Raw genomic sequence first — 26740 nt, 5'->3', positions numbered from 1 at the left:
CGCGATGTTTCTGCCCTTCTTCGAAAACCTCCGCAAAGCTGGAATTCCGGTCTCGCTCCGAGAATACCTGACTTTTCTGGAGGGCATGAAAAAGGGTCTCGCCACTTATGATGTCGAAGCGTTTTATTACCTCGCGCGTGTGTCGATGGTGAAAGATGAACGCAACATCGACAAGTTTGACCGCGCTTTTGCTGCCAGCTTCGAAGGGCTGAATGAGATCAGTTTCGATCAGGTTCTGGAAGCCGTGGATATCCCTGGCGACTGGCTGGCCAAGATGGCCGAAAAGCACCTGTCGGATGAGGAAAAAGCCGAGATTGAAGCGCTTGGCGGGTTTGATAAGCTGATGGAAACCCTGCGCGAGCGGCTCAAGGAACAACAGGGCCGCCATCAAGGGGGCAACAAGTGGATTGGCACAGCCGGAACCTCTCCATTTGGGGCCTACGGGTATAACCCCGAAGGCGTCCGCATCGGTCAGAAGGAAAGCCGCCATCAGCGCGCCGTAAAGGTCTGGGACAAGCGGGAATTCAAAAACTTAGACGACACAGTTGAACTGGGCACACGCAACATCAAGGTCGCCTTGAAACGGCTGCGCCGCTGGGCCCGTGAAGGCGCGGCTGAAGAGCTGGATCTGGACGGCACCATCCGCGCCACGGCTGAACATGGCTATCTGGACGTCAAGACCCGCCCCGAGCGTCACAACGCGGTCAAGGTGCTGCTGTTTCTGGACGTGGGCGGATCAATGGACCCGCACATCAAGGTGGTCGAAGAACTGTTTTCCGCTGCCCGAACCGAGTTCAAGCATCTGGAATATTACTACTTCCACAACTGCCTTTATGAAGGTGTTTGGCGCGACAATCGCCGTCGCTGGGATCAACAGACCCCCACGCACGAAGTGCTGCGCACCTATGGCGGTGACTACAAATGCATCTTCGTCGGCGACGCCTCGATGAGCCCGTATGAAATCGCCTATCCCGGCGGTGCCAACGAACACTGGAATCAGGAAGCCGGACAAGTCTGGCTGCAACGGGCGCGCGAACAGTGGGCATCCAACCTTTGGATCAATCCAGTGCCCGAGAAATATTGGGAATACACCCATTCCATTGGGATGATCCGAGAGATTTTCGAGGATCGTATGGTGCCCATGACACTGGCCGGCCTGGAACAGGGCATGAGGGAACTTACGCGGTAGCCAAAGCAAGCCCCCAAGCGCCGCCTTATTGTTTCCGAATTATGAACAGATTTGAAAGATAGGCGCGCAAATGCGCCGATTGTTTGCGAGTTCCGTACTAAAGCGGCCTCAAGGCTCGCCGATCTTCAGTTTCATGTTAATGTGCAAGCGGGTCAAAGCTTGGGGGCAGACATGACCAACCGCAAATTAAGAAATCTTCTTGCGTCCGTGGCAACCGCCATTTCATTGATCGTTACGTTCGGGGCGGCCGCGACATTTGCACTTGCGCCGGATACAGCTTTTGCAAAGAACGGCAAAGGGAATGGGAATTCTGGGAAAGCAGACAATGGGGACGGATCCAAAGGAAAAGGGAATTCGTCAAGGGGATCGCAGGCCGACGGCGGTGGCAAAGGAAACTCCTCAAAAGGATCCCATGCCAGTAGTGGTGGGAAAAACAAATCCAAGGGCAAATCCTCAGCTTCGGGGAAAGGTGCCGGAGCGAAAAAGCAACACGCGGCCAAGACAAAAAAGTCTAAATCTATCGCTGGAGGAAACCAAAAAGCTCGGCGGGTCTCACTTGGCGAATTTGGGCGAGAGTTCAAGAAGGATGTACGGCAGCTGTTTGGCAAACAGCCCACAAAGAAGTCCAACGGCAAGTCCGCAAAAATGACACGCGCATACAAGACCGTTTCAGTGAAACCGGTCGAACGTTCTTTACGTCCTGTTGTACGATATGATGTTGCTCCTGACTTGGATGGCCGCAAAAAACACCGCTATCACGACCCTTTGGTTGCTGCGATTACCGATCCTTACGGTTCGGATAAGCTGCGCAATCTGAATGCGTCGAAAGCGGCGGCTCCTGCCTTCCAGAACGCTGCAGCCAACAGCAATGTTGGGAAAATCGCCACTTATCAGGCTGCTGCCGCGGAATATTACGATTTGCGTGGGCAGTTGTATGACACGAGACGCGATTTGCTAGATCTGAACGAAAGCTATGACGGGCGAACCAGCGACCAAATTGCCGACGACATCGCAGCGCTTGATCCGAATGATCCGGATTATGACAGCAAACGCGAAGCTCTGGAATCCGAATTGCAGGACGCTGAAACATATGAGGAAACACGCGACGGATTGCGCGCCGATCTGAAAGACCTGCGGTATCAGACAAATGATGCGCTGCAAGAGGCAGAAGACGCGTTCTTTGACGCCTCCAAAGGGCGTTCCCTGACCAAAGATACTTTGGGAGATTTCCATGACAATCTTGGGCTTCCGCAACCCAAGAACCGTTACAAAGACGATGTGACTGTGCAACCGGTGCCTTACGATCCAAGCTATCATCAGTATTCTCAGACCCATAACTACAACCCGAAAGAAACCGAATTCCAACTTCGCCATAAGACGCCTTATAACGGTAAGAAACACCGCTATCATGACCCGCTGGTTGCTGAGATCACCGATCCTTACGGTTCGGACAAGCTGCGCAATCTGAATGCATCGAAAGCGGCGGCCCCAGCCTTCCAGAACGCTGCAGCCAACAGCAATGTTGGGAAAATCGCCACTTATCAGGCAGCGGCGACCGAATATTACGACTTGCGCGGGCAGTTATATGACGCACGGCGTGATTTGCGGGATCTGAACGAAAGCTACGACGGGCGAAGTAGCGACCAGATTGCCGATGACATCGCAGCGCTCGATCCCGGTGACCCGGACTACAACGAGAAACTCGATGCGTTGGAAAACGAACTGCGGGACGCACAGACCTTTGAGGAGGCACAGGACGCTCTGCGCGCTGATGTGAGAGATTTGAGAACGGATAGCCTGGTCGCGCAAAAAGAGGCTGAACACGCATTTTTTGAAGCCTCCAAGGGTTCCACACTGACAATCGAAACTCTGGCTGACCTACATGAAAACCTGAAGCTTCCTGCACCCCGGAAGTGATCATAGCCTGGGCAGTACAAAACGGTATTGAAGCGTCTGGCAGGGCCATTGTGCCTTGCCGAACTCGCGATGAAGAACCATATCTGGGCTATGATCAAACTCACCCCGATCTTTCTGGCCGTTTTGTATGGCCTTGCGATGTACCGGATATCCGTCTGGCGCACCCACCGAGAGCTGGACGCAAAGTCGACCGAACTGGCCGACCCCGCGCTGAAACGCATGACGGACCGGCTGGCCGCTGCTTTGGGTATCGATCGGGTACCGGTTTACATCTATGAGATCGACCCGGTGAATGGGTTGGCCGCCCCAGACGGGCGGATTTTCATTACGCGGGGGTTCTATCGCAAGTTTCGCAATGGCGAAGTTTCAGCCGAGGAAATGGCCAGTGTCATCGCGCATGAGTTGGGGCATGTGGCGCTGGGGCACGCACGTCGACGGATGATTGATTTTTCCGGTCAGAACGCGATGCGGACGGCGTTGATACTGGTCCTGAACCGGTTCATCCCGTTCATCGGTGCGATGATTGCCAATGCTTTGACCGCTCTTTTGGCCTCGCGCCTGTCACGTGGGGATGAGTATGAGGCCGACGAATATGCCGCAGCTTTGTTGACCAAGGCCGGGATCGGAATTGGACCGCAGAAATCACTGTTTCACAAGTTGGAGGACCTGACGCAGCAACGCGCCGGTGTCGTTCCGGCGTGGTTGATGAGCCACCCCAAGACGGACGAGCGGATTGCAGCGTTGGAAGCTCTTGAGCAGCGTTGGGAACGTGGCTGAGGGTGCGCAGCGAGAGGCCAGCCTCTCGCGCTCTCCGAGGTATTTTTAGCCAGACGAAGATAGATCCCGTTTACGTGGTAAGGGCTTTGCCCAATCGGGGAAGGCGGGCTTTTTTCATCAATGCGCGCAACGTCCATTGAACACCTGAGAGACGGTTGGCCTCGGCAAGGACCTGAGCCGCGAGTGCGTTCATCCCGGTTGCGTCTGCTTGCCAGAAACCGTGAAGCAGACTGTCAGGGTCGACGCGATCAAGCCCTTCTTCGGCTAGGATATTTCTGGGGAAATCTTTCGCATTCACCGTCACGATTACATCGGCGGACGCAGCAATTGCGGTGGCCAATACATGAATGTCAGCAGCATCAGGCAGCCAAAGGCGGTTTTGCAGTCCCTCGTTCGGCGCGCGCTCGGCATCGGGCCAATTGGCTTGTGTCAGTGCGATTTCGGCACGGGCTTGTGCCTCACCCGTTGGGCCAAGTTTGCGGGCGGCGCGGGCCCATTCCTCGAGGATACGTGCAGACCAAATCGGGGTGAAATGACCCAGACGCGCGGCCCCCAACAACATCTCGCGCATCACCGTGGGGTAGATCACGCAGGTGTCGAGCACGGCTTTCATAGGCGATAGAACACCGCTTTGAGATAGCCGCTTTCCGCCAGTTGCGGCAATTGCGGGTGATCCGGGCCCGCAAACCCGGTATGGATCAGTTGTGCCTGCCGTCCGGCCCGACCGATCCCGCGGGATGAGGCATCGCGGAATCGCCCCAGATCAGCGGCGTGTGAACATGAGCACAGCCCCAGGTAACCGCCGGATTTGACCAGAGGTGCGGCCAATCGGGCGATCCGCTCATAGGCGCGCAGCCCTGCATCCAGCGCTTGTTTCGACGGCGCAAAAGCGGGCGGGTCGCAGATCACGACGTCAAACTGCGCGCCCTCTTCCCCCAATTGGGTCAACACGTCGAACGCGTCGCCTTGCCGGGTTTGGAACTTGTCAGCAAGGCCCGAAGCCTCAGCACCCTTTGCCGCCAACTCCAGTGCGGCGGCAGAGCCATCCACAGACAGCGCCTGCCCAGCACCGCCTGCCAGCATGGCGAGACCAAAGCCGCCTACATGGCTGAAGACGTCCAACACGTGCGCTCCGGGATGAACAAGCCGCGCAGCGAAGGCATGATTGGGACGCTGGTCATAGAACAGGCCGGTTTTCTGCCCGCCGGTCAGATCGGCCATATAGGTCGCGCCATTCATCGGCACCGGCAGGGGTGCATCGGGTGCGGTGCCGCGCAGGGTTAGGTTGACATCGTCCAGCCCCTCCAGCCCGCGCGTGCGACCCGAGGCGTTCTTTAGAACCGTGGTCACGCCAGTGACCCTGACCAGAGCATCTGTCAGCAGGTCCAGATGCGCCTCGGCCCAGGCCGCGTTCGGTTGGATAACGCAGGCGTCTCCAAAACGGTCGATGATCACGCCGGGAAAGCCATCCGCCTCGGCATGGATCAGGCGGTAATACGGCGCGTCAAACAGGCGTTCGCGCATCTCAAGAGCGCGCCGCAGGCGGGTTTCGAACCACGCGGCGTCAAGCTGCGCGTCAATATCCCGGTCCAGCACCCGGCACATGATCTTGGACTCGGGGTTGACCGCCACCAGCGCGATGGGCGCGCGTTTTTCATCCTCAAGCACGGCCAGTGCACCGGCAGGGATTTTACGGGTACGGCGGTCGGTGACGATGTCGTTGGCATAGACCCAAGGGAAGCCATGACGCAGGCCGCGCGCATTGGCTTTGGGTTTCAGGCGGATACGGGGGCGGTCGGCAGATTGGGTCATGGCGCCCTCATAGTCATGAACGCGGCGGTCGAAAACCCCTAGCGGTTACGGGATCGCCATCCGCCTCGGCGTTTGGGGGTCTGAGCCGCCTGAAGACCCTCGCTCAGGACTTGTGTCATGGGATGATCGGGGTTTTGGTCCACGTAGCCCGCGTGCAATTCCGCCAGCGCTGTATTCTGATCGCGATCGGCAGGCAGGCTGAGCGCCCAGTCCAGAAAAATGCTGCGGCATTCGGGCAAGGTGATGCCCTCAATGCGATAGGCTTCAAGGATCAGACCCTTGTGGTCGTTGGGATCAGTGCTGCGCGCCATCTTCGCCCCCTTTGATCACGCCTCCGATCAGATCGGCTGCGGTCGTGTAACTGTCCTGCAATGCCGCCTGCAGCGCCTCGACCTGTTCGAACCCGGTTGCGCGGCATAGAAACGCGGTGCCACCCTCACCGATCTTGTCCGCTTCGATGACCTTGCCCGACAGTAGGCGGGCGGCACATTGCACGGACCAGCATAAATCATAGCATTCTTTCAGCGATTGCGCCTGCGCGACATTCAGCAATCCGGCTGCGACGGCCCCATCCAGACCCGACGATACATCACGCTGCGCCGAGCCGGCCAGCAAAGCGCCGGTCTCGGCCATCAGTTCGATGTCCATCAGACGCCCCGGTCCGTTCTTGGCATCCCAGATGCCCGCAGGTGCCTTGGCGGCGGCGAGGCGCGCGCGCATCTCTGCCACTTCGCGCAGGACTTTAGCCTGTTCTCGTGGGTGAGACAGGAATTCAGCCCGGAAGGATTCAATGTCCTCAGCCAGCCCCGCGTCACCCGCGACGACATGCGCGCGAGTCAGGGCCAGATGCTCCCACACCCAGGCTTCGTTTTGCTGATAGTTGGTAAAGCTGGCCCAGCTTGTTGCCACCGGCCCCTGATTGCCCGAGGGGCGCAATCGCATGTCGACCTCATACAAACGCCCTTGCGACATGGGGGCCGAGAGTGCGGTGATCAGCGCCTGCGTAAACCTTGCGTAATATGTCCGCGCGGCCAATGGGCGCGGGCCATCCGACATCTCTTGGTCCAAGGGATCATAGATCACGATCATGTCCAGATCGGATTGCGAGTTGATCCGCCCTGCCCCAAGTGAGCCCATGCCCAGAATAGCCGCCCCGCGCCCCGGCGCAGGACCATGTTTGCGGGCGAAGTTTTCAGTGACGTGTGGGAGTATGGCTGCAATCACCGATTGAGCAAGCTGTGCGTATTGCTGACCGGCCTGTGCCCCGTCAATCAGGCCGCGCAGATGGTGCACACCAATACGGAAATGCCATTCTTTGCACCAGCGCCGCGCCAGATCGAGCTGAGTTTCATAGTCCGTTTCCTCTGAAAGGGCTTGTGCCAGTTCGGCCTGCAGCGCCTCTTGCCCCGGCCAATCGGTAAAGAAACTGCCCCCGATCACTGCGTCAAACACAGACGCATTGCGTGACAGGTGCGAAGCAAGCGCATGGGATGTGCCAACAATATCGACCAAGAGGTCAATCAGATGCGGGTTCGCTTCGAACAAGGAAAACAGCTGCACGCCGGCGGGAAGACCGGCCAGAAACCCGTCCAAGGCCATAAGCGCCTCGTCTGGCTTGGCCGTCTTGGCGAGGCGCGACAGCAATTCTGGCCGCAGACGTTCGAAAATCCGAGCACCTCGCTGGCTTCGCAACGCCGGATATGTCGTCCAACGCGCCAGTATCTTTTTGTCGAACTCGACATCCTGCGCAGGCGCGGGCGGTTGTGATTGGCCCGGAGCAAAGAACCCCTCGGTCAGTTCATGTACTTCGGTCAGGCGGTTCGTCAGGTCTTGCATCAAATCGGCGCTGCTGATCCCCATCAGGCACGCAACACGTTCGATCCCATCCGGCGTTTTGGGAACCTTGTGGGTCTGCGCATCGTGGATCATCTGAATGCGATGCTCGACCTCGCGATGCGCCCGGTAATGATCGGTCAGTTTCTCGGCTACGTCCTCTGGCACCCAGCCTTTTGACGCCAGCGCTGCCAGCCCCGGAACAGTCCCCCGCACCCGCAGGTCAGCATCCCGCCCACCTGCGATCAGTTGGCGGGTTTGAGTGAAAAACTCGATCTCTCGGATACCGCCCTGCCCCAGCTTCATGTCGTGGCCGGGGATTGACATGGACCCACCCGTACCTTTGTTTTCGCGGATACGCAGACGCATATCATGGGCGTCCTGAATGGCCGCAAAGTCCAGATGACGGCGCCAGACGAATGGGCGCAGGCTGTCCAAAAACCTTTGACCCGCAACCAGATCCCCGGCACAGGGTCGTGCCTTGATATAGGCTGCCCGTTCCCAGGTACGACCAAGGCTTTCATAATACCGTTCAGCCGCCTCCATCGCCATGCAGACCGGTGTCACGGCGGGATCAGGACGCAGCCTCAGATCGGTACGAAACACATACCCGTCCGCCGTCTTGTCGCTGAGCGTTGCGCAAAAGTTTCGCGTCGCCCGGACCATGCCCTGCCGGGCTTCGTAAAAATCATCTGGGTCAAAACGCGTCTCATCAAACAGGACTATCAGGTCAATGTCCGAGCTATAGTTCAGCTCATGCGCGCCCATCTTGCCCATCGCAAGAATGACCAGCCCAGCTGCGTTTTCGACATCATCTTCAGTCATTCCGGGCAGTTTCTTGCGCCGGATCAAAGCAGCGATCTCGGCCTTGGCCGCAACATCCGCAGCCAGGGCTCCGAAATCCGTCAGGGCCGCCGTGACCTTCTCTAACGGCCACGCACCTGCAATATCAGCCAAGGCGGTCAGCAGCGCCAAACGTCGCTTGGCCTGCCGCAAGCCGGGTTTCAACTGATCGGGCGGCAGATCACGCGCTGCAGCCATAACGTTCGCAAGGGCCTGATCCGGCTGCTCCAATGCCTCGGGCAACCAGCTTTTCTCACGCTCGATCAGACCTTTCAGATAAGGGCTGGACCCGGCAGTGCCCGCCACGAGCTCACCCATTTCCTGCGGCAAATCTGGCATAAGGGCCCGCGCTTCATCTCCTAAAGACGGATCAAAAGCACGTGGAAGTCGGGTAATGGCAAGTGCGTCAGTCATGCGCGCACCCTGCGCATCGCGGCGCGTCATCGTCAATGGGGCATTCTGATCAGACGTCCTGAACGGGTGTGTCCTGACTGAAACTGTTGACCCAGACGTCGTTCCTTCGTTCCCACAATGAGGAAATCAGCATCGCTTCGCGCTCTGTCGCACCGGGACGCAAGTAATCAGCCCTATAAGACAACAAAACGATATCCGATGTCAGAACCCGCAACCGCGCATCGCTCAGATCAAACTCCACCATCGTCGGAGAATCCGCGAATTGGCCAACATGATCATCGCGATTGGCAAACCCGGTTGGGTAAACCCCCAGAAAATCTGCACTCAGCAAAGCACGGTCTGCGCTTGCATTACCTTCGACCAACGCCATCCAGACCTGCTTTTCCAGATCAAGAATTTCATTCAACGCCGGAGCTGTCTTGTTTTCAGTCATATTCATGACCGCACCCTGCGATCAGAGGTGTTCAACGTCAACCGAGTTGCAGAATGTAAATCTTTTTCACATCACCCCTTGCATCACCAAAATGCATCCCCATCTAGACAATGTGAAAAGAATTTACATCAACCCTGGAGAGCTTTCATGACTGCACTGTCAGACCCCGCCGTCCCCGCAAATCCGGGATGGCTTTACCGAATTGAAGCCTGGCTGGACGACAAAGGCAAAGGGGCCTGGATCGCCGCCATGGTCCTTGGGTTCATCTTCTTCTGGCCCGTTGGCCTAGCCCTTCTGGCTTATATGATCTGGAGCAAACGCATGTTCAGCAAGTCCTGCAGCCGCCGCAAATCCTGGCACAGTCACATGAGCGCGATGAAACCTTCGGGTAACAGCGCCTTTGACGCCTACAAGGCTGACACCCTTGCCCGTCTGGAGCGCGAACAGCAGGATTTCGAAGCCTTCCTGCGCCGTCTGCGCGAGGCCAAGGACAAGGCCGAGTTCGACCAGTTCATGGACGAACGCGCCCGCGAGAACCACGAAGACGACGGCAAAGGCGCACCTGCCTGATAGCCCTTGCCCTGCCCCGATTCTTCGGGTCAGGGTGCCTCAACCCTATCTTTCGGACCTGACGAATGAACCACCTGCCCAACCCGGATACTCAACCAGAATTCTACAGCTCGGTTGCGACCAAGCGCTTTGTCGCGTGGTTGTTCGATATCGCCTTCATCTCGCTGCTGTGCATCGTGCCCGTCTTCCTGACATTCGGTGCGGGGCTGTTTTTCCTACCGCTGATTTATGCGGTGATCAGCTTTGCGTATCGGGTCATCACCATCTCGAACGGCTCAGCCACGCTGGGTATGCGCTTCATGGGCATCGAACTGCGCGACGCGTTTGGCGAACGTATGGATATGGGCAAAGCCATCGCACATACTGCCGGTTATTTCGTCAGCATGGCGTTTTTCGTGGTCCAGATCATTTCGGTCATCATGATGCTGACAAGCGCTCGCGGTCAGGGCCTGACCGACAGTTTCCTGGGGACTGTTATGATCAATCAAAGAGCGTGAGGCCCAACTGCGTGAATCACTTGGCGGTCTCGGGAACGGTTGTTATCATCTGTCCCGAGGCTAGATGGGAACTTCATGCGACACACGCTGCCAATTGCGCCACAATTCTATGTGACCGCTCCACAACCCTGCCCCTATCTTGACGGCAGGATGGAGCGTAAATTGTTTACAGCCCTTCAAGGTGAAGGCGCTGAGCAGTTGAATAACTCGCTTTCGCAGCAGGGGTTTCGCCGATCGCAAAACGTGCTTTACCGACCGTCCTGCACGGACTGCGCAGCTTGTTTGTCCGCCCGGATCGACGTTTCGGCCTTTCGCGCCACCAAAAGCCAGAAACGCGCTGCAAAGCGCAACGGGTATCTGGAACGCCGCGCAACGTCACCCTGGGCTACAGACGAACAATACGAACTGTTCCGCCGTTATCTGGATACCCGGCACGCCGACGGCGGCATGGCCGACATGGATGTATTCGAATTTGCTGCCATGATCGAAGAGACTCCGATCCGCAGCCGTGTGGTGGAATATGCCGACCCGAAAACCGGCGATCTGATCGCAGTCAGTCTGACCGATGTGCTCGATGACGGGCTAAGCATGGTTTATTCCTTCTACGATCCAAACCAGCCCCAGAATTCGCTGGGCACATACATGATCCTCGATCACATAGACATCGCGCGCGAAGCCGGCCTGCCCTACATTTATTTGGGCTACTGGGTCCCGGGCAGCCCCAAGATGGGCTACAAGGCCAAGTTCTCAGGGCTCGAGGCTTATATTCAGGGCCAATGGCAAAAGATCAAAGATCCAGATGCCTTTTCCGATGCATCGCATCACCCGTTGTCCTCAGCCCCAATAGCGGAACAAGTGGCCAATATTCAGTTGCCCGACCGCCATCCGACCAAAGGCTGACATCATCATGAAGCAAAATTTGCACGCGGTTACCCTTGTGGTGCCCGACTACGATGCCGCGATCTCATTTTATACCGAAGCGCTCAAGTTCCAGCTTCTGCAGGACATCGACCTGGGCGACGGCAAACGCTGGGTATTGATCGCCCCACCCGGCTCAAATGGCAGTTCTCTTCTGCTGGCCAAAGCTGACGGCCCCGACCAGGAAACCGCTATTGGCAATCAGACCGGTGGCCGCGTGGGTTTCTTCCTGCAAACAGATGATTTCCATCGCGACCATACCGACATGTTGGCACGGGGCGTCACGTTTGAAGAAACCCCGCGCTCCGAGCCTTATGGCCAGGTCGCAGTCTGGCGTGACCCCTTCGGCAATCGTTGGGACCTGATAGAATTCAACTGATCCGCATCTTCATCTGGCTACAAATACCTCGGGGATGAATTGGCCGCAGGCCAAGAAGGGGCTGGCCCCTTTTCCAAAGCAAAAAAGAAAAGGGGGCCACCAGGCCCCCTTTGCATCTTGCTCACCGGGATCAATTCGGGATCAGATCCGGCACGATGGTGACGATCGAGGGGAAGAACCACAAGATCGCAATGCCAACCACCTGGATCAACACAAACGGTATGATCCCTCTGTATATGTGGCCGGTCGTGACCTCTTTTGGGGCAACCCCCCTTAGATAGAACAAGGCGAATCCGAAGGGTGGTGTCAGGAACGAGGTCTGCAGGTTCACAGCCACCATGATCGTCACCCATTTCGGATCGAAAGATCCACCATAAATCACCGGCCCCACAATGGGGATCACGATGTAGATGATTTCAAGGAAGTCTAGCACAAAGCCCAGAATGAACAGCACCAACATCACGATCAGGAAGACCGTAAACTCGTTGTCAAAGCTCTTCAGGAACTGCTGAATATAGTGCTCGCCTCCAAACGAGATCACCACAAGGTTCAGCAACTGTGACCCGATCAGAATGGTAAAGACCATCGAGGTCACTTTCGCTGTCTCGCGAACAACAGGCGTCAGAACACCGCTCGAAAACAACACCCAGCAGCCAAATAACAGGCCAAACAGAGCATACAGATACGTTGCATAAGCCAGAACAAAAGCGATCACGGTTTCGACCGAAGCACCTTCCTGATTGACCCTGAGGTCAAAGTTCACGCCCAACAGCAAACAGATGATCACGGCAAAGGTCGACCAGATGATGACGCCGCCGGAACGACCCTGATCATGCAGTTTGCGATAAGCGGCCAGCATGATTGCCCCGCCCGCACCCAATGCGGCGGCAGGTGTCGGGTTGGTGATACCGCCCAGGATCGAACCCAGCACCGCGATAATCAGAACCAAGGGTGGAAACACCACTCGGATCAGGTCGTTGGTCGCACAGCGTGCTGCCGCTTCCCGGCAACCATAGATCGCAATGGCAAAGGGAATGGCCAACAGAACAAATGTCAGCCCCGCAGATGTAGTCGGTGCAACAAACAGAACATCGACCAACAACATCAACAAAAGACCAATCGCACCAACGATCAATGGCTGTGGCGAGCGCGAGGGCGCGATGCCCCGACCCAGAACCAGGGTCAGCGCCAGCAGCACCACAAAAACCGCAACTCCGTTTCCAATCGGCGCTGCATTCGCGATTTTTGCCTCGCGGGCTTCGACCAGCTCTTCCTCGCTCAAACGCTCGGCATTGGCGATACCACCGGCAGCGTCGATCTCTTCCTGCTCGGCAACCGCCTGATCCCAGGCGGACTGGCCATGCAGATCGATCATCGATGCCTTGCATTCTTCCGATACGTTGGTGCGCAGCGATGCGCCCTGCCCGACATCCGAGAATGCTGAGACCGAGATGTTCTGGCTGCCGATGACGCCAGCACTGCCCAAAAGCACGGCACCGACAATGATCGCGACCGGCGCGCCCAGCAGCCAGGTCAGACCCTCAGAGCGGGTGATCGTCTCACCCGAGCCACCGGACATTTCAACGGCTGGCGCTTTGTCCGGGTTCAGCAACGCGTACCCAAAGGCATAGAGCGCATACAGCAAGGCCAGCATGATCCCTGGCAGAAGTGCCGCCTGAAACAGGGTTCCGACCGAGACCACTGCGGGCTCACCCAGATAGGTCAGCGCATCGGTACATCCGGCCTCGACCGCACGCGTTTCTTGCGCGGTCGAATAAAGATCACCGGCCAGCGTTCCCAACAAAACGATGACAATCGACGGTGGAATGATCTGTCCCAACGTGCCCGAGGCCGCAATCACACCAGTCGCCAGCTCTGGTGAGTAATTGTTCCGCAACATGGTCGGCAAGGCCAGCAGACCCATGGTCACCACGGTTGCGCCGACGATACCGGTCGAGGCCGCCAGAAACGCGCCAACAACCACAATCGACACTGCCAGACCGCCCGGCAATGGGCCAAAGACACGCGCCATTGTCGTCAACAGATCGTTTGCGATCTTCGAGCGTTCAAGCGTGATGCCCATCAGAACGAACATCAGCACGGCCAGAAGTGTCTCAATGGACTGACCGGCCAGAACACGTTCGTTCATTCGGTTCACGATGAACGAAACATTGCGGTCCAAAGCGGTTTCCCAACCTTGAACAAAGACCGGCTCGGCGATCCTCGGTAAGTCTGGGTATCGGAACACAGATATCGTGTCGGGTTTCACACCCGAGTTCACGACATCCCGGTAAGCTTGCGAGCCTGTGTCAATTGCCTGATGGATCAGCAATCCTGCGCTGTCCAAGGCTGCGATGATCCCGAATGAGATAACCCCGGCCCCGCCGATGGCAAAGGCCACCGGAAAACCGGACAGGATGCCTCCGAAAAGGCAAAAAAATACGATAATGAGGCCTATCTCGACGCCATCAAGTCCGAATAGCATTGTCTTGGTCTCCGTCCTTAATGTGCGCCTTCATAGGCTTCTTCGCCCTCGCCAAGGCTGTCCTTGTCGAGGTATTTTCCGGCGCTTTCCGGCCCTTCCACGTATTCCAGATACGACCGCCACAGGAAGGCAATCGCGTGCAGGAACACCATGCCTGCAAACAGCACCAGCAGGATCTTGAACAGGAAATACGCGTTGAACCCGTTGGGACTGAACCCGATGGTTTCAACGTTCCAGCGCAGTGCGCGTGACTTGGCCACGAGACGATCCAAGGTGTCACTGGCCGAAGGCTTCGGCACAATCAGGTGCCGCCACATAAAGTACCAGCCGTACATCCATGTCAGCACTGCCATGGGCATCATGAACAGCATCGCGCCGCACATATCGACAACGCGCTTGGCGCGGTGGCTGATGCCTGCATAGATCAGGTCAACCCGAACATGTCCGCCCTGAACGAAAGTGTATGTGCAGCACAGGCACACGACCATTGCGTTGTAGAGTTTAAGTTCTTCCGCGAACCAACTGATATCCTTCTGAAACGGTATACCCAGGCCAAAGGCCATGTCGGCCCGTGTGAACACGCGTTGCATGAATACGATGACGATCTGCTGAATAACCATCAGAAGACCTGCCCAGGCAAAGAAACGCCCGGTGACGTTTGCGAACCCTTCCAGCCCTCGAACCATGCCCCACATAAAGTTCCGATAGTAGAGGCCAATGGCCGTCAGAACCAAAAACAGCGTGAAGACCACAAAGAAGAACTCGACCGAGCCCCCATAGTAGACAAAGCGCATGATCGCTTCTTTGTCCGACCAGTTCAGCCACAGCTGCGGATGCGTCACCGCATATCCGAAATTATAGAAGGCTTCGGCAATGTTCTGAATGAACCAGATCAGTCCATTCCACAGGGCGCCGAAAAACGAAATACCGTTGTCGTCCTGCATGTTGTCCCCGGGTCGCGTCAGTTGCATTGCTTATTATAGCGGCATGATGGGTCCGCGCATATGCAACAGGAAAGGCTTCCCCGCGATTGCGGGGAAACCGTTTACTTTATTGGCTGATGTTTAGCCGCGAACGCGGTCGCGCTGAGCGGTATAGACACCCGACGACAGGTTGTTCCACGCGGACGATGCTGCCATCGACGTCATGGCGCTGTCGTGGATCTTCTTGAACAGCTCGTCGCCCATGTTTTCGTCCAGAACTTCTTGCGAAGCCTGACCGAAGGCGTCCCAAACGCTTTCCGGGAATTCCATGACCTTCACGCCACCGGATTGCAGACGCTGCAGGGCTGCACCGTTGTTGGCCAGGAACTGCGCCAGGTTCCACTGGTGCGCTTCGGCAGCGGCGATCTCGATGATCTTCTGCTGCGCCGGCGTCAGGCTGTCGAACACGTCGCGGTTGGTCGCCAGCGACAGACCTGCACCCGGCTCGTGGAAGCCAGCGGTGTAGTAAGTTTTGGTGATTTCCTGGAAACCGGCCTTTTCGTCCGCCCAGGGACCGATCCACTCGGTGCCGTCAATCGCACCCGAGGACAGCGCCTGATACACTTCCGAGCCCGGAATGTTCTGTACGGATGCGCCCAGCTTACCCAGCGCCTGACCACCCAGACCTGGCATACGGAACTTAAGACCCTGGAAATCCTCAGGGCCATTGATCTCTTTCGAGTACCAACCGCCTGCCTGCGCGCCGGTGTTACCCGCCAGGAAGGATTTCAGGCCAAAGATCGAGCCCAGTTCATCATGCAACTCCATGCCGCCATCATGGTAGTACCAGTTCACCAGTTCCTGCGCGGTCATACCAAAGGGCACAGCGGTAAAGAACGCGTAGCCCGGGTGCTGACCTACAAAGTAGTAGTCAGCGGCGTGATACATGTCGGCCTGACCGGAAGATACCGCGTCAAACACTTCGAAAGCGCCAACCAGTTCACCGGCTGCTTTGATCTCAACATTCAGGCTGCCATCAGACATCGCGTTGATGCTGTCGGCACAGCGCTGCGCGCTATCAAACACGCCCGCCAGACCGCGACCCCATGAGGTCACCATGGTCAGCGTGCGCTGGCCCTGAGCGTAGGCCGGTGCCGCCAGAGCGGTTGCTGCAGCTGCTGATCCGCCCAGCGCGGATTTTTTCAGAAATGAACGACGATCCATATGAGTGTTCCTCCCCTTCATAGTCATAATCCGGCACAGCCGGACCTGTCGCATTCAATGCGCGTCAGCCTAATGACAGTGATGTGAATGGGAATACCTACTACTGCGTAGGCAGGCGGTTTCTTTTGCCGTTTTTCACAGATTCTTTGACCATCCTCCAAGTAAACATCGCAAAAAACTCGCCATTTTGGTGATCCTGCCCATTCCTTTTGCATTTTCGCCGCCGCTTGCGTATCGATTCGACTATGCAAAGACTCCGTCAACTGGTCTCGCTGACCTATGCGCAGAAATTGTCTCTGGTGGCCGCGATCCCATTGGTGGTCGCTGTGGCTGCAATCGCCGTGTTGGTGGCTTACGAGGCCCGCGCGACAGCCGAGCGCGAGATCGAGGCACTGGAGCGCAGCCTGATCGAGGCCAAGAAGGAAGAGTTGCGCAACTATGTCACGCAAGCGCGTAACGGGTTTGCTTACATCTATGGTCGGGCTGAACCCGATGACGAGGTGGCAAAAAACCTGGTCACGCAAATCCTTTCGGCGATGATCTATGGTCAGGACGGGTTCTTCTTTGTTTATGACTATGACGGAAACAACTTGGTCAGCCCCAGACAGACGCAGTTCATCAACCAGAACTGGGAAGGGCTGACCGACAGCGAAGGCACGCCCATCGTCGACGAATTCATTCGCCTCGCCCGCCAAGGGGCGGGTTGGCACAGCTTCATGTGGCAAAAGCCGTCGACCGGGGAAGAGGCGCAGATGATCGCTTATGTGGTCGGGCTTCAGGACTGGCGTTGGGTCGTGGGCACGGGTGTATTCATTGATGACATTGTCGCCACAGTGGCCAACGCGCGGGCCGAGGTCGAAGCCCGTGTACAACGCACCTTCATGTATATCGGTGCAATCGTGCTAGCGGCTGTCCTCATCGTTTTTGCCTCGGGCATGTTGCTGAACATTCGCGAACGCCGGTTGGCTGACGCCAAGCTGAAAGAACTGACCCAACGAGTCTTCGACGCGCAGGAAGAAGAACGTGGCCGGGTCGCGCGTGAGCTGCACGACGGCATCAGCCAAATCCTTGTCGGTGTTCGCTATGCGCTGGACAATGCCCGCCGCCGTCTGTCACGCGGCGACGATATCGGCGCGCGCGATCCGCTGGAAAAAGGGATCGACCACCTTGGCACCGCCATTACCGAGGTACGGCGCATCAGCCGCGACCTTCGCCCGGGTGTGCTGGACGATCTGGGCCTGGGGCCGGCACTGAAAGCGCTGACTGACGATTTCCGCGACCGCACCGGGATTGAGACCGAATTCTCGACGGTCGTGTTCCGCAACCGGCTGGATCAGGACAGCAAGATTGCCCTCTACCGCATAGCCCAAGAGGCTCTGACCAATATTGAACGCCATTCCGGCGCTACGCATGTTACGATAGACCTGCGCGGACATAAGAAAGGCGCGACCATGCGGATCACCGATAACGGCCACGGATTGCGCACCGAGCCCGGGACGGCAACCACAGGCATCGGCCTGCGCAACATGCAGGAGCGTATCGAACAGCTTGACGGATCGTTGCGGATTCTGTCATCACGCGGACCGCGAGGCGGAACGGTGATCGAAGCCAGCTTGCCGCTCAGCCACCTTCTGCCGCCGCAGGAAGACGCAACTCCCAACCGAAAGGCCGGTACATGAGTTCTGACAGCACACGGGTTCTTATTGTGGACGACCACCCGATGGTGGCCGAAGGCATCCAGTCTATCCTGGAAAGCTATGAGGACATCAACGTGGTCGGCACACTCGGTAGTGGTCAGGCGGCTGTGGATCAGGCCGTCGACCTGGCCCCTGATGTCATCCTGATGGACCTAAACATGCCCGGTCTCGGTGGTCTCAGCGCGACGGAAATCATCCTCGAACGCCTTCCCGAAACGCGCATCCTGATCCTGTCGATGCATGATAGTCCCGAATACATCTCAACAGCTCTCAGCCATGGTGCCAAAGGCTATATTCTCAAGGATGTACCCACCGAAGAGATCAAGCAGGCCATCGATGCCGTTATGCAGGACGAACAATACCTGTGCACAGGCGCCAGCGGGTCCCTCAAACCAAAACAAGACAGCGCGCGCGAGGCACTGACCGGGCGCGAACAGACGATCCTGCTGGAACTTGCACAGGGCAAATCCAACAAGGAAGTCGCCCAAAAACTCGAGATTTCGGTGCGCACGGTCGAGACCCACCGCAAGAACATCAAGCGCAAACTGGGTATTTCTTCCACCGCTGGTCTGACACGCTATGCGCTGGAACATGGTGTGCTGCAAGGTACTGGCGTCGGCTTCTGATCTACGCGCACGCGCGGCGCGTCTGACTTGAAGTTACATGACTGAAGGTCGACGCCGGGCGGGTACTCAGGTCCGGGGTCTTATGTCCTGCCCAAAAAACACCAGTGTTCCGTCCTCGTCCAAAACGTGAAATTCGCGCTGAAGATAAGGTTGGTCAAACGGCGGGCGCACGCGCCCTTCGGGCAAATCAGCCAGCCCGGATTTCAGGCTTTCGTACAGGCCGTCTACATCGTCGACATCAATGTAAAACGACTGATCGTCGCCCAGTGACTTGCCGTCTTCCCGCGCGGGACATTCCAACAAGCGAATAGCCACCGACCCGAGCGACAGGAAGGCGTAGTTTTCCTGCCTGAACCCGCAGGAAAACCCAAGTCGGTCACAGTAGAAATCGATCTGGTTCTGTAAGGACGAACACAGCACGAATGGGGTAAGTTGCAAAATCTCAGGCATTTGAAGCTCCGACCATGAACCGCTTCAGTTTACCCACGACGGGTTTTCAATCCAGCAATTGATCTTTGCGCAGACCCGCGCGTTCATAGTGGTGCGGCAACACACGGCCATAAAGCTGCTGCGTCCGCTCGACCCCGCCGCACATGCCTTCAGCTTCGACAAACGAGAAAATTCCGACGTAGCGGCGTCGCGTTCCGGTGACAGGTGCCACCCGGTGCAGGGAATACCTCCCCTTGAAAATCTGCAAATCCCCGGGCTGAAGCTCTAGTTGGTGAACACGCGTCATGTTGCCGTCCAGAACCGAGGCGACCTGAGCAAAGTTCTCGTCTTCAGATGTGCGAAGATTGGGAACGTATTCGAATGCCCCTCCTGCCTCGCCATTCTGGATGGCCAGGGTCACTGTGTAGTTGTTCGTATCGAAGTGCCAGGGAAAGCCCTGCCCTTCTTCCACCACGTTGATGATCACATCCGCAAGCGGATCATCATAGCGGAAGAACCGATCCTCGGGTTCATTCAGAGCTTCCCGAATGAACGGCAGAAAGTCCGCGAACTCATAAATCCGCCGCAAGGGACCGGACTGATGGAAGTTGTCCGCCGGGACAAAGGCGTTTGAACGTTCATAGAACCGACGTATCGGATGCCCGATACCAAATCGTGGATCGTCCTTGGTGAAATATGCATTTGTGCGGCTGAAAGAGCGGTGCGCGTTGGGGGCAACGGCATCGGCTTCCTCGGCCAAAAGCGCGATGCCTTTTTCATGCACAAACCCGGGCAGGACCGCGCACCCATCATGCTCCAGCTCCTGCCTCAGGTCTCTGATCAACCGATCATAGGCTGGAGAGTCTGGGCAATCGATCGGGTACCGTCCAAGGTCTACCAGGTCTTGCAGCATTTTCCGCCTCCCTTGCATGCGCCCTACGGATGACCGTGCAGCAGACATATCGGCGGATCATGCCAATTTCAGACATTGGCTTGACGCTTTCAGACCCCAAAATGCGACGGCAAAACCAGAGAATCGAGCCGCGCTTTCCCGGAAGTTCCCAACATGCGGCAATCTGCGCAATAAAATGTCGCAAAATACCACCCTCAGGACAGGAAATTTGCGATTTTGCCTGTTGACGCCCCTTCCCCCCGACCATAATGTCCCTGCACGCAAAGAAGGAGCCTCTGGCGATGAAAGCGCTAGTCGTAATCGTAGGAAAAACGCGCATGGGCCGGTAACGGAAAACCATAATCGAACCCATGCGCCTCCGAAAAAATCGGGGGCTTTTTTTTGGCAAAACGCAAGACACATGTCGCGAACGGAGCAAAGCAGATGACACGTGAGATGACCGGCGCAAAGATGGTGGTTCAGGCCCTCAAGGATCAGGGCGTGGACACGGTATTCGGATACCCCGGTGGCGCCGTCCTACCGATCTATGATGAGATCTTTCTGCAGAATGACATTCGCCACATTCTGGTGCGTCACGAACAAGGTGCGGTTCACGCTGCCGAAGGCTATGCGCGTTCGACCGGCAAGCCCGGCGTTGCGCTTGTGACCTCTGGTCCCGGGGCCACCAACGCTGTTACCGGCCTGACTGATGCTTTGATGGATTCGATCCCGATTGTGGTCCTGACGGGTCAGGTTCCCACTTTCATGATCGGATCAGACGCGTTTCAAGAGGCTGACACAGTTGGCATCACCCGCCCCTGCACCAAGCACAACTGGCTGGTGAAGGACACGGATTCGCTGGCCGAGACCATGCATGAGGCGTTCCATGTCGCCACCTCGGGCCGCCCCGGCCCTGTGTTGATCGACATCCCCAAGGACGTTCAGTTTGCGTCCGGCGAATACACCAGCCCGAAGCCTTCGACATCGCATTACCAGCCGGTATTGAAGGGCGACCTTGAGGAAATCACCGAGCTGGTTGCCGCCATCGAAACCGCCAAAAAGCCGGTTTTCTACACAGGTGGCGGCGTGATCAACTCGGGCCCCGCGGCCAGCCAACTGCTGCGTGAGCTGGTCGATTCGACCGGTATCCCGGTCACCTCGACCCTGATGGGATTGGGGGCCTACCCGGCGTCCGGTGAAAACTGGCTGGGCATGTTGGGAATGCATGGTCTCTATGAGGCCAACCTTGCGATGCATGACTGCGACCTGATGATCAATATCGGTGCACGGTTCGATGACCGGATCACAGGGCGCGTCGATGCGTTCTCTCCAAACTCGAAGAAAGCGCATATCGATATTGACCCCTCTTCCATCAACAAGGTGATCCGCGTCGATATCCCGATCGTGGGCGATGTGGCCCATGTGCTGGAAGACATCCTGAAGGTCTGGAAAGCGCGCGGTCGCAAGACCGACGCGGCGGCTATCAAGCAATGGCAAGCGCAGATCTCTGAGTGGCGCAAGGTGAACTGCCTTGCCTTCACAGCCAGCGAAAAGACCATCAAACCTCAGCACGCGTTGCAACGGCTTGAGGAACTGACCAAAAAGCACGACCGCTATATCACCACCGAAGTGGGCCAGCATCAGATGTGGGCCGCGCAGTACCTTGGCTTCGAAGACCCCAACCGCTGGATGACCTCGGGCGGTCTGGGCACGATGGGTTACGGCTTCCCGGCCTCTATCGGTGTGCAGATGGCGCACCCGGACGCGCTGGTGATCAATGTGGCCGGTGAAGCGTCGTGGCTGATGAACATGCAGGAAATGGGCACCGCGGTTCAATACCGCCTGCCGGTGAAACAGTTCATCCTGAACAACGAACGTCTGGGCATGGTCCGCCAGTGGCAGGAGTTGCTGCATGGCGAGCGCTATTCGCACAGCTGGTCCGAGGCCCTGCCCGATTTTGTCAAGCTGGCTGAAGCGTTTGGCGCGAAAGGCATCCTGTGTTCCGAGCCCGCCGATCTGGACGATGCGATCATGGAAATGATCACCTATGACGGCCCGGTGATCTTCGACTGTCTGGTTGAAAAGCACGAGAACTGCTTCCCCATGATCCCGTCGGGCAAGGCCCATAACGAGATGCTGCTGGGCGAGGCCGAGACGCAGGGCGTGATCGACTCTAAAGGTTCGGTTCTGGTTTAACGCAATTCGACGGATTTAGTCGGGCGCCTTGTTGCGCCCGGCATCTCAAGGATGATGAAAGGGACATAAATGTCTGCCCTACATATCAAAAAAGGCTCTACCCGCCATTCTGCCTATAACCTACGCCCCACCTTCTCGGACGTACAGGAACGCCATACAATCGCGGTTCTGGTCGAAAACGAACCCGGCGTTCTGGCCCGTGTGATCGGATTGTTCTCAGGCCGTGGCTATAACATCGAAAGCCTGACCGTGGCCGAGGTGGATCACACCGGCCATCTCAGCCGCATCACCATCGTCACCACCGGAACCCCTCAGGTAATCGAGCAGATCAAGGCGCAGTTGGGCCGGATCGTGACCGTGCATGATGTGCATGATCTGACGGTCGAAGGCCCATCGGTCGAACGGGAATTGGCCATCATCAAAGTGGTTGGTGAAGGAGACAAACGGGTCGAGGCGTTGCGCCTGGCCGATATTTTCCGCGCCAATGTGGTGGACAGCACGCTCAACTCGTTCATCTTTGAAATCACCGGCGCGCCTGACAAGATCGATGCGTTTGCCGATCTCATGCGCCCGTTGGGCCTTGTCGAGATCGCGCGGACCGGTGTCGCAGCGTTGCTGCGCGGCGATTAAACTTCGTTCCCGTTCCGAGGTAATTTGGGGCGGGGATACTTCATGGGTTGGCGGCGCAATGCGCTCGCCGCCCACGTGGCCTTGTTGCGCTATAATTGCAATAGGGGCCCGAGCTTCCGGATAAAGATCAGTCATTTTCAGATAAAGCCTATTGCCTTTGCGCTATACGGCGCTAGCGTTGGGTGTGCAACGCGACGTGGGGATACGTTGCTTGGGGTTATTCTGTGCGATTTATCACTGTTCAACTGGCTTTGGCCGTGGTGTTCAGTTGGTTTCATCCGAAGGCAAAGCAACACTTGGACGGCCATGACCGACGATACCCGCAGTCCTGAAGAGCTACGCGCAATGTTCAGCGAGAATCTTCGGCGCTTGGCGCAGCAACATCGCTCGATCTCGGCCCTGTGTCGCAAACTCGGGGTGAACCGGACGCAGTTTAACAGGTATCTCTCTGGAGAAAGCGTGCCCCGACCGGATGTTCTGGACCGGATCTGTCGTTTTTTCGACGTGGACGCCCGCATCCTTCTGAAACCGCTGGATGAGATCGAAAAGTCAGAAAGTCACCCGGCAACCTCAGCCCTGACCGAGTTTCTGGGCTCCGGGTCAGACGCGATTGAGAAATCGCCGTTTGCACCCGGGTTTTATGCGGTGATCGAAAGCCTTTCGGACGAGCATCGCATGACATTGTTGCACGCCCGACCACTGACCCAATGCACCTTGATACGGGGCTATGTTTCGCGTGCCGCAATGCCCGAAGCCCCGCCACAGGCACGTGAAATACAAGGGATCGCAGCCTGTAGCGGCGATACCGTGTACATGCTGACATCCCAGCGGGGCGGGCATAACAGCCGGGTCTATCTGATCTCACCCGATGCCACGGGAACCGCGGTTCAATGGCGCGGATCTGTGGTCAACTCGGCCGATACATCCAACCCGGAACCGGTAGTCCTCAAGTATCTGGGGCACGACTCGGCCGCGATTTTTGCCGCTGCGCGCCTGTCCACAAACAATCTGGCGCAGCATTTCTAATCGGTCGCGGTTGCGGCTTCCGGCCGACCATCACCCTGCGTGATCTGCCGATACAGATGCCAGCTGGCGTGGCCGAGCAAAGGCAGCACAACTAACAACCCCAGAAACCACGGCACCATCGCCACGAACGTTACAACCGCAATAAAGGCGCCCCAGCCCAGCATGACAAACAGGTTTTCCTTTACGTAGGAAAAGCTTGTGATCATGGCTGTAACAAAATCCAGTTCACGATCCAGCAGCAACGGGATCGACAGAACGGTGATCATATACAGAACGGTCGCAAAGATCGCCCCTACCGCCGTTCCAACGGCCAGCATGGTCAGGCCGTTCAGAGTGAAGAAGACTTCGGTTGAGGTCGAAATGTTGGTCATCGTGGCCAGCCCCAGAAACAAGGCAAAGATCATGTGCCCTAAAAAGAACCAGAACAGAAACATCACGACGATGATCGCGCAGATCGACGGCAACTGCCTGCGGCTCTGCTGTAGCACCACACCAAAGATCGCAGCAAAATCCAGAGGATCACCCTGCTCAACCCGGTGCGAGACCTCGTAAAGCCCGACCGCTGCGAAAGGTCCGATCAACGGAAACCCGATGGCCGCCAGCACCAGCCAGAAGGTTGTTCCGGTCTGCACTGTCACCCACGCCATGGCCCAGCCCGCCAGCACGTAAAAACCCGCAAAGATCAGCCCGAATAAAGGTGCGCGACGGAAATCGGCCCATGCGCGCTGCAATGCCGTGCGCAGCATGTCGGTATCGACCGGTCGCATTTCCGGCACTCCAAAAGGCTTGTCCATGATGTCCTCTCCTCCCTGTCCGGCGTTATGGCATCGCCGGTCTCTTATTTGGCCATTTGGTTTCGGCATGATAGGCCGCCCCAATTGACAGTAGTTTCTTGTCTGAGCCTCTTGGTCCAAACAGCTGGAACCCCATCGGCAATCCGTTTGACCCAAAGCCAGCAGGCGCAGCCAAACAGGGCAATCCAATCAGGCTGACCGGCACTGTGACGTGCATCCACCGGTGATAGGTATCCATGGCCCGACCCGCGATGCTGGTCGGGTACGGGGTCTCGATCCCGAAGGGCCAGACCTGTGCGGATGGCAAAACCAGTGCGTCAAACCGAGTGAACAGGTCCGCCGCGCAGCGGAACCAGTCCGAGCGGATAACGCTGGCGTGCTGCACCTCCATCGCGCGCATGGACAGGCCGCGATCCAGTTCCCATTGTGCGGTATCTTTCAGATGATCCTTTTGTGCGGCCAAGGGCTCCAACCCCGCCGCAACGCTGAACGACCGCAGCGTGATCCAACTTGTCCAAAGCTGTTCAGCATCGAAGGGCGGATCCACGTCTTGCACATCAGCGCCAAGGCTTTCACACACGGCCAACGCATCTTTGCAAAGGTCGAGAATGCCAGGCTCGATCGGGAACGCCCCGCCCCAATCCCCAAGCCAACCGATCCGCAGCCCCTGCATGTCCGCCGGTGTCACCGGCGACACCAGAGTACTTTCAGAGGCTAAAGGCAGGCGCGGGTCTGGTCCTGAAATCACGTCGAGCAAAATGCCCAGATCCTCGGGGCTGCGGGCCATAGGGCCAAGTGTTGACAATTGATGCAGAAAGCTGTCGCCGACAGGATCAGACGGCACCCTGCCCCAGCTTGGGCGAAAGCCGTAGATATTGTTCCAGGCCGCTGGGTTACGCAGACTGCCCATCATGTCGGATCCGTCTGCCAGCGCCACCATACCCATGGCCAGGGCCACCGCCGCCCCACCGGACGAACCCCCGCAGGTATGGTTGGCGTCATACGGGTTGCGCGTCGCACCATAAACCGGGTTGAATGTGTGCGAGCCCAATCCGAATTCCGGCGTGTTGGTCTTTCCGATCAGGATCGCACCTGCGTCCCGCATCCGGGCGGCAATCAGATCGTCACTGTCCGGCACGACACCCTTGAACAGCGGTGATCCATGAGACGAGACCACACCGGCCACATTGACCAAATCCTTGACCGCAATTGGCAGCCCGTGCAGCGGGCCGGTGATTGGGCCACTGTCGTGCTTGCGCGCCTCGTCCATCAACGCACTCTCATCGCGCAGCGCAACGATGGCATTCACATCGCCATTCACCGCCGCGATACGATCAAGTGTGGCACGCATCACGTCCGTGGCTGAAACCTGCCGCGTTGTAAGTTGTTTCAAAAGCTCTGCGGCCGATATCCGGGTCAGATCCATAACACGCCAGTCTGTTGTTCGTCTTCAACAGCCTAGCGAGCGGTTCAGCTCATTTAAACCCACTGTTTAAATGTATCTTTTCGCCACCACAGCACTGGAACACTTCACCTTGCTGTACGACCAAAATGCAAGTTGCTGTCCGGCCCAAGGCAATGACGCAGGCACAGATAAATCGCGAGGGCACTCAGCACCAACCACATCCCGCCCCACATCATTGTTGTTCCGCCGAACTCCTCGGCCAACATGAACGCATCGGACCGCATCCCAGAACGCCGGATCGTGTCGTCAAAGATGTCGAACGGCACATAGATCACGCTGGTCAACCCGATGACGCGCAGCACAAGGTCGCTGAGCTCGCGGCGTAGATACCAGGCGGTGGCGATCATCGCCGACCCGACGCCGATACAAAACACAAGTGCAAACAGATCGCGGATGTAAAGCACAGCTACCAAACACATGACCCCGCCAAAACCTGCCAGAACGGCACGGTCAGCCCGCGTGCGCAATGCAATGATCAAAAGGCCCATGCCCAGCAAAAGCGAGCCAAGATACCCGGCGGACAGGCTGAGAAACCGGTTGCCACCCCAACCGATCACCAGCCCACCCTGCTGTGGTGAGATCGAAAAGCTTTCGACCGAGCCGCCGGTCAAAATTATCGTCACGGCGTGAGACAGCTCGTGCAGAAAGACGATCAGAATTTTCAGCGGAACCACAGCGGGAGTGTTCCAAAGCAGAAAAACCAATGTGGTGATCGCAATAAGCTGCCAGTGCCCTTTCAACAAATTCAGAAAAGAGCTTTGGCGCTTCACC

Annotated in this window: 26 protein-coding genes; 12 read left to right on the top strand and 14 right to left on the bottom strand. The window is 57.3% G+C overall.

Annotated features, from left to right (window positions below; genetic code table 11):
• Window positions 1-4: 4 nt before the first annotated feature.
• Window positions 5-1189: a vWA domain-containing protein gene (locus tag ACR3EH_RS17035; protein WP_171090575.1), complete on the top strand. Its 1185-nt coding sequence runs from the start codon at window positions 5-7 to the stop codon at window positions 1187-1189.
• Between the two features lie 152 nt (window positions 1190-1341).
• Here ACR3EH_RS17035 and ACR3EH_RS17030 read toward each other — a convergent pair whose 3' ends face one another.
• The gene (locus ACR3EH_RS17030; RefSeq protein ID WP_171676334.1) at window positions 1342-1632 is read right to left on the bottom strand and encodes a hypothetical protein; all 291 of its coding nucleotides are present in this window, start codon (window positions 1630-1632) and stop codon (window positions 1342-1344) included.
• Between the two features lie 202 nt (window positions 1633-1834).
• Between ACR3EH_RS17030 and ACR3EH_RS17025 the strand changes: the two genes are divergently transcribed.
• Together ACR3EH_RS17025 and ACR3EH_RS17020 are read left to right on the top strand one after the other, a co-directional pair.
• Window positions 1835-3106, top strand: coding sequence for a hypothetical protein (locus ACR3EH_RS17025; protein ID WP_171678518.1), 1272 nt, complete (start codon window positions 1835-1837; stop codon window positions 3104-3106).
• A 90-nt stretch (window positions 3107-3196) separates the two neighbouring features.
• On the top strand, window positions 3197-3883 hold the full coding sequence (locus ACR3EH_RS17020; RefSeq protein ID WP_171186231.1) for a M48 family metallopeptidase: 687 nt from the start codon (window positions 3197-3199) through the stop codon (window positions 3881-3883).
• 70 nt (window positions 3884-3953) lie between these two features.
• Here ACR3EH_RS17020 and ACR3EH_RS17015 read toward each other — a convergent pair whose 3' ends face one another.
• The 5 genes from ACR3EH_RS17015 to ACR3EH_RS16995 are packed head-to-tail and all read right to left on the bottom strand — an operon-like array spanning window position 3954 to window position 9224.
• Window positions 3954-4496, bottom strand: a complete 543-nt coding sequence (locus ACR3EH_RS17015) for an RSP_2648 family PIN domain-containing protein (RefSeq protein WP_171185738.1) — start codon at window positions 4494-4496, stop codon at window positions 3954-3956.
• Window positions 4493-5695 (bottom strand): RSP_2647 family RNA methyltransferase, encoded by a 1203-nt coding sequence (locus ACR3EH_RS17010; protein WP_171185740.1) that lies wholly within the window; start codon window positions 5693-5695, stop codon window positions 4493-4495. The genes ACR3EH_RS17015 and ACR3EH_RS17010 overlap by 4 nt, the downstream gene beginning before the upstream one ends.
• A 38-nt stretch (window positions 5696-5733) precedes the next feature.
• Window positions 5734-6006 (bottom strand): hypothetical protein, encoded by a 273-nt coding sequence (locus ACR3EH_RS17005; protein WP_171185742.1) that lies wholly within the window; start codon window positions 6004-6006, stop codon window positions 5734-5736.
• Window positions 5990-8785: a [protein-PII] uridylyltransferase family protein gene (locus ACR3EH_RS17000; protein WP_171647629.1), complete on the bottom strand. Its 2796-nt coding sequence runs from the start codon at window positions 8783-8785 to the stop codon at window positions 5990-5992. The genes ACR3EH_RS17005 and ACR3EH_RS17000 overlap by 17 nt, the downstream gene beginning before the upstream one ends.
• Window positions 8786-8834: 49 nt before the next feature.
• A complete protein-coding gene (locus ACR3EH_RS16995; RefSeq protein WP_171185745.1) occupies window positions 8835-9224 on the bottom strand; it encodes a nuclear transport factor 2 family protein in 390 nt (129 codons plus the stop codon).
• Window positions 9225-9365: 141 nt separating this feature from the next.
• Between ACR3EH_RS16995 and ACR3EH_RS16990 the strand changes: the two genes are divergently transcribed.
• From ACR3EH_RS16990 to ACR3EH_RS16975, 4 genes are all read left to right on the top strand, one after another.
• Window positions 9366-9788 carry a DUF2852 domain-containing protein gene (locus ACR3EH_RS16990; RefSeq protein WP_171090591.1) on the top strand — a complete coding sequence of 141 codons (423 nt, stop codon included), beginning with the start codon at window positions 9366-9368 and terminating at the stop codon, window positions 9786-9788.
• A 65-nt stretch (window positions 9789-9853) separates the two neighbouring features.
• The gene (locus ACR3EH_RS16985; RefSeq protein ID WP_171090593.1) at window positions 9854-10285 is read left to right on the top strand and encodes an RDD family protein; all 432 of its coding nucleotides are present in this window, start codon (window positions 9854-9856) and stop codon (window positions 10283-10285) included.
• Window positions 10286-10360: 75 nt separating this feature from the next.
• Window positions 10361-11185, top strand: a complete 825-nt coding sequence (locus ACR3EH_RS16980) for an arginyltransferase (protein ID WP_171185747.1) — start codon at window positions 10361-10363, stop codon at window positions 11183-11185.
• 7 nt (window positions 11186-11192) lie between these two features.
• Window positions 11193-11582 carry a VOC family protein gene (locus ACR3EH_RS16975; RefSeq protein WP_171185749.1) on the top strand — a complete coding sequence of 130 codons (390 nt, stop codon included), beginning with the start codon at window positions 11193-11195 and terminating at the stop codon, window positions 11580-11582.
• A gap of 130 nt (window positions 11583-11712) precedes the next feature.
• Here ACR3EH_RS16975 and ACR3EH_RS16970 read toward each other — a convergent pair whose 3' ends face one another.
• The 3 genes from ACR3EH_RS16970 to ACR3EH_RS16960 all read right to left on the bottom strand — a co-directional run bounded on the left by ACR3EH_RS16970 (window position 11713) and on the right by ACR3EH_RS16960 (window position 16214).
• On the bottom strand, window positions 11713-14067 hold the full coding sequence (locus tag ACR3EH_RS16970; protein WP_171185751.1) for a TRAP transporter large permease: 2355 nt from the start codon (window positions 14065-14067) through the stop codon (window positions 11713-11715).
• A gap of 17 nt (window positions 14068-14084) precedes the next feature.
• Window positions 14085-15011 (bottom strand): TRAP transporter small permease subunit, encoded by a 927-nt coding sequence (locus ACR3EH_RS16965; protein ID WP_171090601.1) that lies wholly within the window; start codon window positions 15009-15011, stop codon window positions 14085-14087.
• A 120-nt stretch (window positions 15012-15131) separates the two neighbouring features.
• Window positions 15132-16214, bottom strand: coding sequence for a TRAP transporter substrate-binding protein (locus ACR3EH_RS16960; RefSeq protein ID WP_171090603.1), 1083 nt, complete (start codon window positions 16212-16214; stop codon window positions 15132-15134).
• Window positions 16215-16459: 245 nt separating this feature from the next.
• On the opposite strand from ACR3EH_RS16960, the gene ACR3EH_RS16955 reads away from it, so the two are divergent.
• Both ACR3EH_RS16955 and ACR3EH_RS16950 read left to right on the top strand, forming a co-directional pair.
• Window positions 16460-17893 (top strand): cache domain-containing protein, encoded by a 1434-nt coding sequence (locus tag ACR3EH_RS16955; protein ID WP_171185753.1) that lies wholly within the window; start codon window positions 16460-16462, stop codon window positions 17891-17893.
• The gene (locus ACR3EH_RS16950) at window positions 17890-18537 is read left to right on the top strand and encodes a response regulator transcription factor (RefSeq protein ID WP_171185756.1); all 648 of its coding nucleotides are present in this window, start codon (window positions 17890-17892) and stop codon (window positions 18535-18537) included. The genes ACR3EH_RS16955 and ACR3EH_RS16950 overlap by 4 nt, the downstream gene beginning before the upstream one ends.
• Before the next feature lie 66 nt (window positions 18538-18603).
• On the opposite strand, the gene ACR3EH_RS16945 is transcribed toward ACR3EH_RS16950, so the two are convergent.
• Window positions 18604-18987 carry a bleomycin resistance protein gene (locus ACR3EH_RS16945; protein ID WP_171090609.1) on the bottom strand — a complete coding sequence of 128 codons (384 nt, stop codon included), beginning with the start codon at window positions 18985-18987 and terminating at the stop codon, window positions 18604-18606.
• A 46-nt stretch (window positions 18988-19033) separates the two neighbouring features.
• A complete protein-coding gene (locus tag ACR3EH_RS16940) occupies window positions 19034-19879 on the bottom strand; it encodes a HalD/BesD family halogenase (protein WP_171185758.1) in 846 nt (281 codons plus the stop codon).
• A gap of 423 nt (window positions 19880-20302) precedes the next feature.
• On the opposite strand from ACR3EH_RS16940, the gene ACR3EH_RS16935 reads away from it, so the two are divergent.
• The 3 genes from ACR3EH_RS16935 to ACR3EH_RS16925 all read left to right on the top strand — a co-directional run bounded on the left by ACR3EH_RS16935 (window position 20303) and on the right by ACR3EH_RS16925 (window position 23710).
• A complete protein-coding gene (locus ACR3EH_RS16935; RefSeq protein ID WP_171676096.1) occupies window positions 20303-22054 on the top strand; it encodes an acetolactate synthase 3 large subunit in 1752 nt (583 codons plus the stop codon).
• Window positions 22055-22123: 69 nt separating this feature from the next.
• Window positions 22124-22684: an acetolactate synthase small subunit gene (gene ilvN, locus ACR3EH_RS16930; RefSeq protein WP_170382781.1), complete on the top strand. Its 561-nt coding sequence runs from the start codon at window positions 22124-22126 to the stop codon at window positions 22682-22684.
• A 306-nt stretch (window positions 22685-22990) separates the two neighbouring features.
• Entirely contained in the window at window positions 22991-23710 is a 720-nt protein-coding gene (locus ACR3EH_RS16925; protein WP_171185759.1) for a helix-turn-helix domain-containing protein, read from the top strand.
• Here ACR3EH_RS16925 and ACR3EH_RS16920 read toward each other — a convergent pair.
• The 3 genes from ACR3EH_RS16920 to ACR3EH_RS16910 all read right to left on the bottom strand — a co-directional run bounded on the left by ACR3EH_RS16920 (window position 23707) and on the right by ACR3EH_RS16910 (window position 26739).
• Window positions 23707-24504 (bottom strand): DUF2189 domain-containing protein, encoded by a 798-nt coding sequence (locus ACR3EH_RS16920; protein ID WP_171185761.1) that lies wholly within the window; start codon window positions 24502-24504, stop codon window positions 23707-23709. The genes ACR3EH_RS16925 and ACR3EH_RS16920 overlap by 4 nt on opposite strands.
• 25 nt (window positions 24505-24529) lie before the next feature.
• Window positions 24530-25930 carry an amidase gene (locus ACR3EH_RS16915; protein WP_171185764.1) on the bottom strand — a complete coding sequence of 467 codons (1401 nt, stop codon included), beginning with the start codon at window positions 25928-25930 and terminating at the stop codon, window positions 24530-24532.
• A gap of 104 nt (window positions 25931-26034) precedes the next feature.
• Window positions 26035-26739 (bottom strand): M50 family metallopeptidase, encoded by a 705-nt coding sequence (locus tag ACR3EH_RS16910; protein ID WP_371732055.1) that lies wholly within the window; start codon window positions 26737-26739, stop codon window positions 26035-26037.
• Between the last annotated feature and the right edge of the window lies 1 nt (window position 26740).

Source organism: Ruegeria sp. BG7, from assembly GCF_056535685.1.
This window is presented reverse-complemented; position numbering and strand designations above follow the sequence as displayed.